This window comes from Streptomyces sp. GC420 (genome assembly GCF_009916105.1).
Lineage (GTDB): Bacteria > Actinomycetota > Actinomycetes > Streptomycetales > Streptomycetaceae > Streptomyces.
The window spans coordinates 1-6295 of the sequence record NZ_JAAAXQ010000417.1; the positions used below are offsets into that span (position 1 = coordinate 1).

Here is a 6295-nt window from a genome sequence, read left to right on the forward strand (position 1 = left end):
CTTCGGCGCCGTGCGCCGGCCCCTCCGGCTGCCCCTCCGGCTGCCCCTCCGGCCCGACGGCGGGCCGCCCCAGGCACAGGGTCAGCACCGCGGCGCCGCCGAGCAGGGCGTGCAGCCGTGCCAGGGCCCGTTCGAGCAGTGGCGCCGCCCAGTGCCAGTCGTCGAACGCCAGCAGGACCGGCCGGTGCCGGGCCGCTCGGCGCAGCACGGTGGCGAGCGCCGCGCACATGTCCTCGAACGGGGCGTTGGGGGTGCCGTCCCGCAGCAGCCCGCCCGCGAGCAGGGTCATCGCGTCGTCGGCCTCACGGTCCGCGGCCGCGTCGGGGGAGGGCCGGACGGCCCGGGACGGTGCGGACGCAGCTCGGGCGGTGGCGGTGGACACGGCGGCAGCGGCTCGGGCGGCGGCTCGCGCAGGGGAGGCGGACGGTGTTTCCGGCGCCGCGGGTGTCGCCGGTGGCGCGAGTACCTCCGGTGCCGCCGCTGCCGTACTCCCGGTGGACGCGAGCAGTCCCCTCACCGCGTCGGCGAGCGGGGCGAGGGTGCCGTGCTCCCCGTAACTGCGGCACCTTCCGGAACCGTGGACGGGTGCGTCGCCCCGGCGTGCCCGCCCGGACAGCCATTCCCTCACGAGACGGGTCTTGCCGACACCCGCCTCCCCGGTGATCCGCAGGATCATCGGGCCGTCCGCCGTGCTGCCCAGCGCCCGGTCCAGCGCCGCCAGCTCGTCCCGGCGGCCGACGAAGGGCACGTCGAAGCGGCGCAGCAGCTCCGGGTCGTCGGCGCCCAGCGCCAGCAGCCGGTAGGCCGGCACCCGCTCGCTCTTGCCCTTCAGGCTGAGCGGTCCCGCCTCCTCCACCACCACGGTGGGGCCCGCGGCGAGGAGCGTCCGCCGGCCGATGAGGATCTCCCCGGGCCCGGCGTTCTGCTCCAGCCTCGCGGCGACGTTGACCGTCTCGCCCGATACCAGGGCCTGCCGTGCGGTGGTGTCCGAACCAGCCACCACCTCACCGGTGTTGACTCCGATACGGATGTTCAGGCGGATGCCCGGCGAGGTCTCCAGCTCCGCGTTCAGCCCGGCAAGGGCCTCGCGCATGCCGAGCGCGGCGGCCAGCGCCCGCCGGGCGTCGTCCTCCCGGACCACGGGGACGCCGAACACCGCCATCACCGCGTCGCCGATGAACTTCTCCGGGGTGCCCCCGTGGGCCTCGATCCGCTCGCTCATCGCCGCGAAGTAGCGCAGGGTCACCGTGCGCAGGATCTCCGGGTCGAGCGCCTCCGACAGGGCCGTCGAGCCGACCAGGTCGCAGAACAGCACGGTCGCCGGCTTCCGTTCGTCGGACGGCGCCGAAGCAGGTGCCGGCAGCACGCCGGCGGCCGGTGCCGCACCGCGCGGTGTGCCGCAGAAGGGGCAGAACCGTGCCGTCTCGGGCAGGTCCTGCCCGCACGAGGAGCAGTTCATCGGGGTCCTTCCTCCGGAAGCCCGGCGTGCGCCGTGCACCGGCCCGCGACGGCGGGACCGGCGCACCTGACGACGGGCCGTGCGCCCGGGGCCGGTCCCAGGACGTCCTGGGACCGGGCCGGGAACAGGGGGCTGAGGCGGGTACGGGGTCAGAAGAGGGCGCCGCCCGCGATCTCGCCGTGCGCCTCGACCTCGGGGCCCACCGCGTCCAGACGGCCCTTGATGTCGAGCAGCAGGTCGAGTTCCTCGGGCGTCAGGTCGGTGAGCACCTGGCGCTGTTCCTCCGTGAGCAGGTCGACGGCGAAGCCGGCGCCGTACAACTCGGCGAGCCGGTCGGGTGGTTCGGTCATTCGGGACCTCCGATCGATACGGACCGTCCGGCCTCCCGCACCGGCACGTCCCCGGCCGGTGCGCAGCGCCCGAGCCGGACGAACAACTGGGTGAGCGCGTCCATGGTGTGCAGCGCGCTGACGGCCACGGCCGACTCGTGGTGCCGCGACAGCGGCAGTGCGTCGAGCAGGGCGCGCAGGTCGGCCGCATGGCCGTCGTCGAGCCGGGCGTGCGCCTCGACCGTGCGGAAGGCCGCCCGGGGCAGGCCGGTGAGACGGGCCAGGTACGGGGCGAGCCCGGCCTCGGGCGCGTGCCCCTCCAGGACGAGGACATAGCCGAGCAGGGCCACGGGGTGGTGGTGCTCGATCCAGTAGTACTGGGCTCCGGCCAGCGCGGCGACGAGCGGCGGCGGTACGGGGCCGAGGGCCTCGGCCGGGTCCGCCCCCGCCGCGGCCAGGTCGTCGAGCAGCCACTCGTCGTGGCCCGCCTCCTCCTGGATGTGCGTTTCCAGGTAGCCGGCCAGCGGGTGCCCGAGCGGGTCGCCGGCCTCGGCCAGCAGACGGGAGCGTTCCAGGGCCCGCCGCATGAGGGGGACGGAGGCGCGGATGACCGTGTGCATTGCACACAGGTAGGCGCGGTAGCGGGCCCGCGCGCCGCCCGGTTGCCACAGCCCGGCCGTCGCGGCGCGCAACCCCGGTTCGGCGAGCGCGAGTTTGGCCTCCAGCCGCGCCGAGGCGGATGCTCCCTGCGGGGCTGCCGGTGCCGGTGCCGGTGCCGGTGCCGGTGCCGGTGCCGTGGGCGTGGGCGAGGGCGAGGGCGAGGGCGAGGGCAGCGCCGTCATCGGTGCGCCCGCTGTCGTGCCTGCCGGGGCAGGAGCCAGGGAGCGTACGCCGCGCAGCCGTGGCGGGCGGCCAGTGCCACGGGGCCTTCGGCCAGTTGCCTGCGTGCGGCGGTCAGGTCGAGGAGTGCGCCCACCGCGCCGGACGCCACGGCCTCCGCCCCCGACGTGACCTCCGGCAGGGTCGCCAGCAGCCGGCAGTCCTCGCAGTACGAGCGGGCGGGAGCGGCAGCCGGCGCGTACCGTGCGCGCAGGTGGGACGGCCCCACCGTGCGGATCATCCGCAGCATCGGGGAGTCCAGCGAGCGGCGGCGCACGGTCGTCCAGTCGTCCGCGCCGATGTGTCCCAGCCGCAGGTGCGGCGGGGCGGGACGGCGGTCCACCACGTCCTGGTTGCAGCACGCCAGGACCGTGCCGTCGAAGGCGACCACCGGCCATGCCGCCATCGCGCAGGGCAGGGCGCGGTCCGTGTCGACGGCCGTGCGTGCCCGGCCCGCCCAGGAGGCGGCCCGGCCGAAGGCCCGCACCTCGTTGACCAGGACCGGCACCGTTCCGTCGAACTCCCTGTCGATGGCGTGGGTGACGTCCGCGAGGTAGGGGTCGGCCGGGCCGGTGCCGGTCAGGTGGAAACTGACGGGGATTCCGGCCTCCCGTATCGCCCGCAGCGCCCGGAACACGGCGGGACGCGGCACCTCGCGCTCGTGGTGCGCGTCGAGGCTCGCCGAGAAGTGGTCGACGGCGGCGACGGCCCGCATCACCCGCTCGGGCACCGTGCCGGCCCGGGCGAAGAACATGCCGCTGAGCAGTGCGGTACGCGTTCCCGACACGCGGGCCGAGCCGGCGAGCCGGGACACCAGGTCCGGCAGCAGCAGCGGCTCGCCGCCGGTGAGCATCATGACGTCCGGCCGGTCCTCGGCCGTGAACGAGCCGACGAAGCGGCGCAGTTGTCCGGCGTCCGGTTCCTCGCGCGACTCCATCGTGGACGCGGTGGAGCAGTGCGCGCAGCTCAGCGGGCAGCGACGGGTCAGGGTGAGCAGCAGCCCGGCGGCCGGCACCGGCCGCAGACCTATGAGCTCGGCGAGTTCCACTGGTGCCGCCTCCTTCCGGGCCGTGTCGGTGCGCGGGCCGGTCTCCCCGGGGCCCGCGTCACGTGTGCGTCCGTCACAGCCTCCGCGTCACCGGTTCCGCATCGGTCCGAGACCGGTTCGACAGCGGTATGGCCGCAGCTCGGGGGAGGTGCGGGGGCGGCCGTGCGCAGTGCCGCCGTACCGGCCCATGCCCTTCGGCCTGCGGGAATACCGGTGCCATACCGGCGCCGGGGCGTTTGCCGGGCCGGCCTTCCTAACGTTCTCGGCATCGGCAGGCGCAAGCCCGCCGCCCGGCAGGACGGGAACGGAACACCCCCCGTCCTCCGACTGGCAGTCACCACACCTTTGAGCGGATGGAGACACCCATGTCCGAGAACACCAAGCCGGTCGCCGACGACAACAACGACGAGACCCCCGAGGTCGAGGCGCACAGCGCGTCCGTGCTGGACCTCCAGGGCACCGCGGCCGCCCCCTCCGACGCGGACGCCGCCGGCAGCTGCGTCAGCGTGCTCAGCGTGGTCATGTCGGAGCAGTGACGTCCGAGCCATGAGCCGGGCCCTCGCGGCCCGACGGCTCCCGTATCCGAGGCTCCCCAAATCGAACGGCCTTCAGGATCCGAGCCCTCGCAGCCACGGCTCCTCGCAGCTCACGGCGCTTCGCTGCTCCGGCTCACCGGCTCCCCGGCTCAACAGTTCACCTGCCTCCCGGCGCACAGCTCACGGCTCGCACAGCTCGACGGCCCTGTTCAGCCCTGGTAGCCCCGGCGGTTCCCCGCGGCCCTCGCGGCCTGCGGGGGACGCCGTGGCTCCCCGGCTCACCGGCCTTCCGTACGACCGACCGACCGCAATTCCCGACACGTGGATGGAGAACGCCATGACCGAGAACACCAAGCCGGCTGCCGACGACAACAACGACGAGACCCCCGAGGTCGAGGCGCACAGCGCGTCCGTGCTCGACCTTCAGGGAACCACGGCCGTGAACTCGGACACCGTGGCCGACGGCAGCTGCGTCAGCGTCATCAGCGTGGTCATGTCGGAGAAGTGACGTCCGAGCCGTGCGCCGGCCCTCACGGCCCGGCGCACGGCCGACCGACCGGAAGCGGGGCGGCTCCGTCACCACGGAGACCGCCCCTCCTCGTTTCGCGGACGGTCAGTCAGGACCGCCCCCCTACGACCGTGGGAGCCGACGATGGCCACCTCACTCCGTAACAACCGTGACTTCCGTCTGCTGTGGCTGAGTGGTCTCTTCGCCGTCCTGGGTGCCCAGATGAGCGCGATCGCACTGCCGCTGCTCGTGCTGCGCGAAACCGGGTCCGCCGTCCAGGCCGGCGCCATCTCGACCGTCTCCGTGGCCACGATCCTCGTCACCATGCTGCCCGGCGGCGTGATGGCCGACCGCCTGGAGCGCCGCCGGCTGATGCTGCTGTGCGACATCGGCAGCCTCGCCGTGGTCACGGCTCTGGTGGTCGCCGTCTGGACCGGGCACACGCCGCTGTTCCTGGTCCTGCTCGTCGCCGGAGCGGGGGCGGTGATCAGCAGTCTGTACGGCCCCGCGGCCTTCGCCCTGCTGCGTACGGTGGTGCCCTCCGACGACATGGGCGCGGCCACCGCCAGGCTCCAGGCCCGGACGTCCACCGCCCGGCTGGTGGGTCCGCTCGTCGGCGGTGCGCTGTTCACCTTCAGCGCCGTGCTGCCCTTCGCCCTGGAGGCCGCCGGACTGCTGCTGTCGACGCTCTGCGTGGCCCTGGTGCGGACCCGGTCCAAGGCGGCGGTGCGGCCCGCGTCGGCGTTCAGCCGCCGGGAGATGACCGCCGGACTCGTCTTCCTGTGGGAGATCCCCTTCCTCCGTACCGTGCTGCTGGTCTTCGGCCTCGGCATGAACTTCGCCTTCGGTGCGATGACCTTCACGGCCCTGACGGTCTACTCGGAGGGCGGACGGTCCGGCGTCGGGGGCGGCTTCGTGATGTCCTCCATCTCGGCGGGCGCGCTGGCGGGCGCACTGATCGCACCCAGACTGCGGCCCGAGCGGCACAGCTGGGGACTGATCGCGGCGACCTGCTGGAGCTGTGTCGCCGCGGCGGGGGCCATGGCCGTCGTGCGGGAGGCCCTGGTGGCGGGCCTGATCTGCGGCGCCTGCATGTGCCTGTCGATGGTGGCCAGCGTCGGATTCCTCTCCAAGCTCCTCCAGGTCACCCCGGACGACCGGGTGGGGAGGGTACAGAGCGCCGCGAGTTTCCTCTCCTCGCTGGTGCAGCCCTTCGGCTCGCTGGCGGCCGGCGGTCTGCTGGCCGGGCTGGGCACGGAGGGGACGTTCCTGGTCCTGGGCGCGGTGTTCGCGCTGTCCGCCGCCGTGGTCACCTTCGCTCCCTCCGCCCGCAGCGTTCCGCGCGGCGCGGACGACGCCGGCCCGCGGAGCGCGCCAGGGCCGGACCGCGAACCCGAGCACCGCGAACCCGAGCACCGCGAACCCGAGAACCGCGGGACGGAGAACCGCGGGACGGAGAACCGCGGGACGGAGAAGCGCGAATCCGAGGACCGTGCCGCCGCCGGACACCCCGGAGCCGGTGGCGCCGCCCAGCTC

Annotated in this window: 7 protein-coding genes; 3 read left to right on the forward strand and 4 right to left on the reverse strand. The window is 74.4% G+C overall.

The window, feature by feature from the left end:
• From GUY61_RS32815 to GUY61_RS32830, 4 genes are all read right to left on the reverse strand, one after another.
• A partial coding sequence (locus GUY61_RS32815; protein WP_166633964.1) for an adenylate/guanylate cyclase domain-containing protein occupies positions 1-1459 on the reverse strand: 1459 nt, incomplete at its 3' end.
• Positions 1460-1608: 149 nt separating this feature from the next.
• A complete protein-coding gene (locus tag GUY61_RS32820; RefSeq protein ID WP_166633965.1) occupies positions 1609-1809 on the reverse strand; it encodes an aroma-sacti cluster domain-containing protein in 201 nt (66 codons plus the stop codon).
• On the reverse strand, positions 1806-2630 hold the full coding sequence (locus GUY61_RS32825; RefSeq protein ID WP_166633966.1) for an iron-containing redox enzyme family protein: 825 nt from the start codon (positions 2628-2630) through the stop codon (positions 1806-1808). Before GUY61_RS32825 ends, GUY61_RS32820 begins: the two co-directional genes overlap by 4 nt.
• The gene (locus tag GUY61_RS32830) at positions 2627-3715 is read right to left on the reverse strand and encodes a radical SAM protein (RefSeq protein WP_166633967.1); all 1089 of its coding nucleotides are present in this window, start codon (positions 3713-3715) and stop codon (positions 2627-2629) included. Before GUY61_RS32830 ends, GUY61_RS32825 begins: the two co-directional genes overlap by 4 nt.
• Before the next feature lie 365 nt (positions 3716-4080).
• Between GUY61_RS32830 and GUY61_RS32835 the strand changes: the two genes are divergently transcribed.
• The 3 genes from GUY61_RS32835 to GUY61_RS32845 all read left to right on the forward strand — a co-directional run.
• On the forward strand, positions 4081-4251 hold the full coding sequence (locus GUY61_RS32835; protein WP_166633968.1) for a hypothetical protein: 171 nt from the start codon (positions 4081-4083) through the stop codon (positions 4249-4251).
• Between the two features lie 337 nt (positions 4252-4588).
• Positions 4589-4759 (forward strand): hypothetical protein, encoded by a 171-nt coding sequence (locus GUY61_RS32840; RefSeq protein ID WP_166633969.1) that lies wholly within the window; start codon positions 4589-4591, stop codon positions 4757-4759.
• A 144-nt stretch (positions 4760-4903) separates the two neighbouring features.
• On the forward strand, positions 4904-6295 hold a 1392-nt coding region (locus GUY61_RS32845), incomplete at its 3' end, for an MFS transporter (protein WP_166633970.1).

Bases quoted from the DNA above. Each gene is read 5' to 3' on its own strand.
- GUY61_RS32820 (WP_166633965.1), bottom strand. From the start codon at position 1,809: ATGACCGAACCACCCGACCGGCTCGCCGAGTTGTACGGCGCCGGCTTC.
- GUY61_RS32825 (WP_166633966.1), bottom strand. From the start codon at position 2,630: ATGACGGCGCTGCCCTCGCCCTCGCCCTCGCCCTCGCCCACGCCCACG.
- GUY61_RS32835 (WP_166633968.1), top strand. From the start codon at position 4,081: ATGTCCGAGAACACCAAGCCGGTCGCCGACGACAACAACGACGAGACC.
- GUY61_RS32840 (WP_166633969.1), top strand. From the start codon at position 4,589: ATGACCGAGAACACCAAGCCGGCTGCCGACGACAACAACGACGAGACC.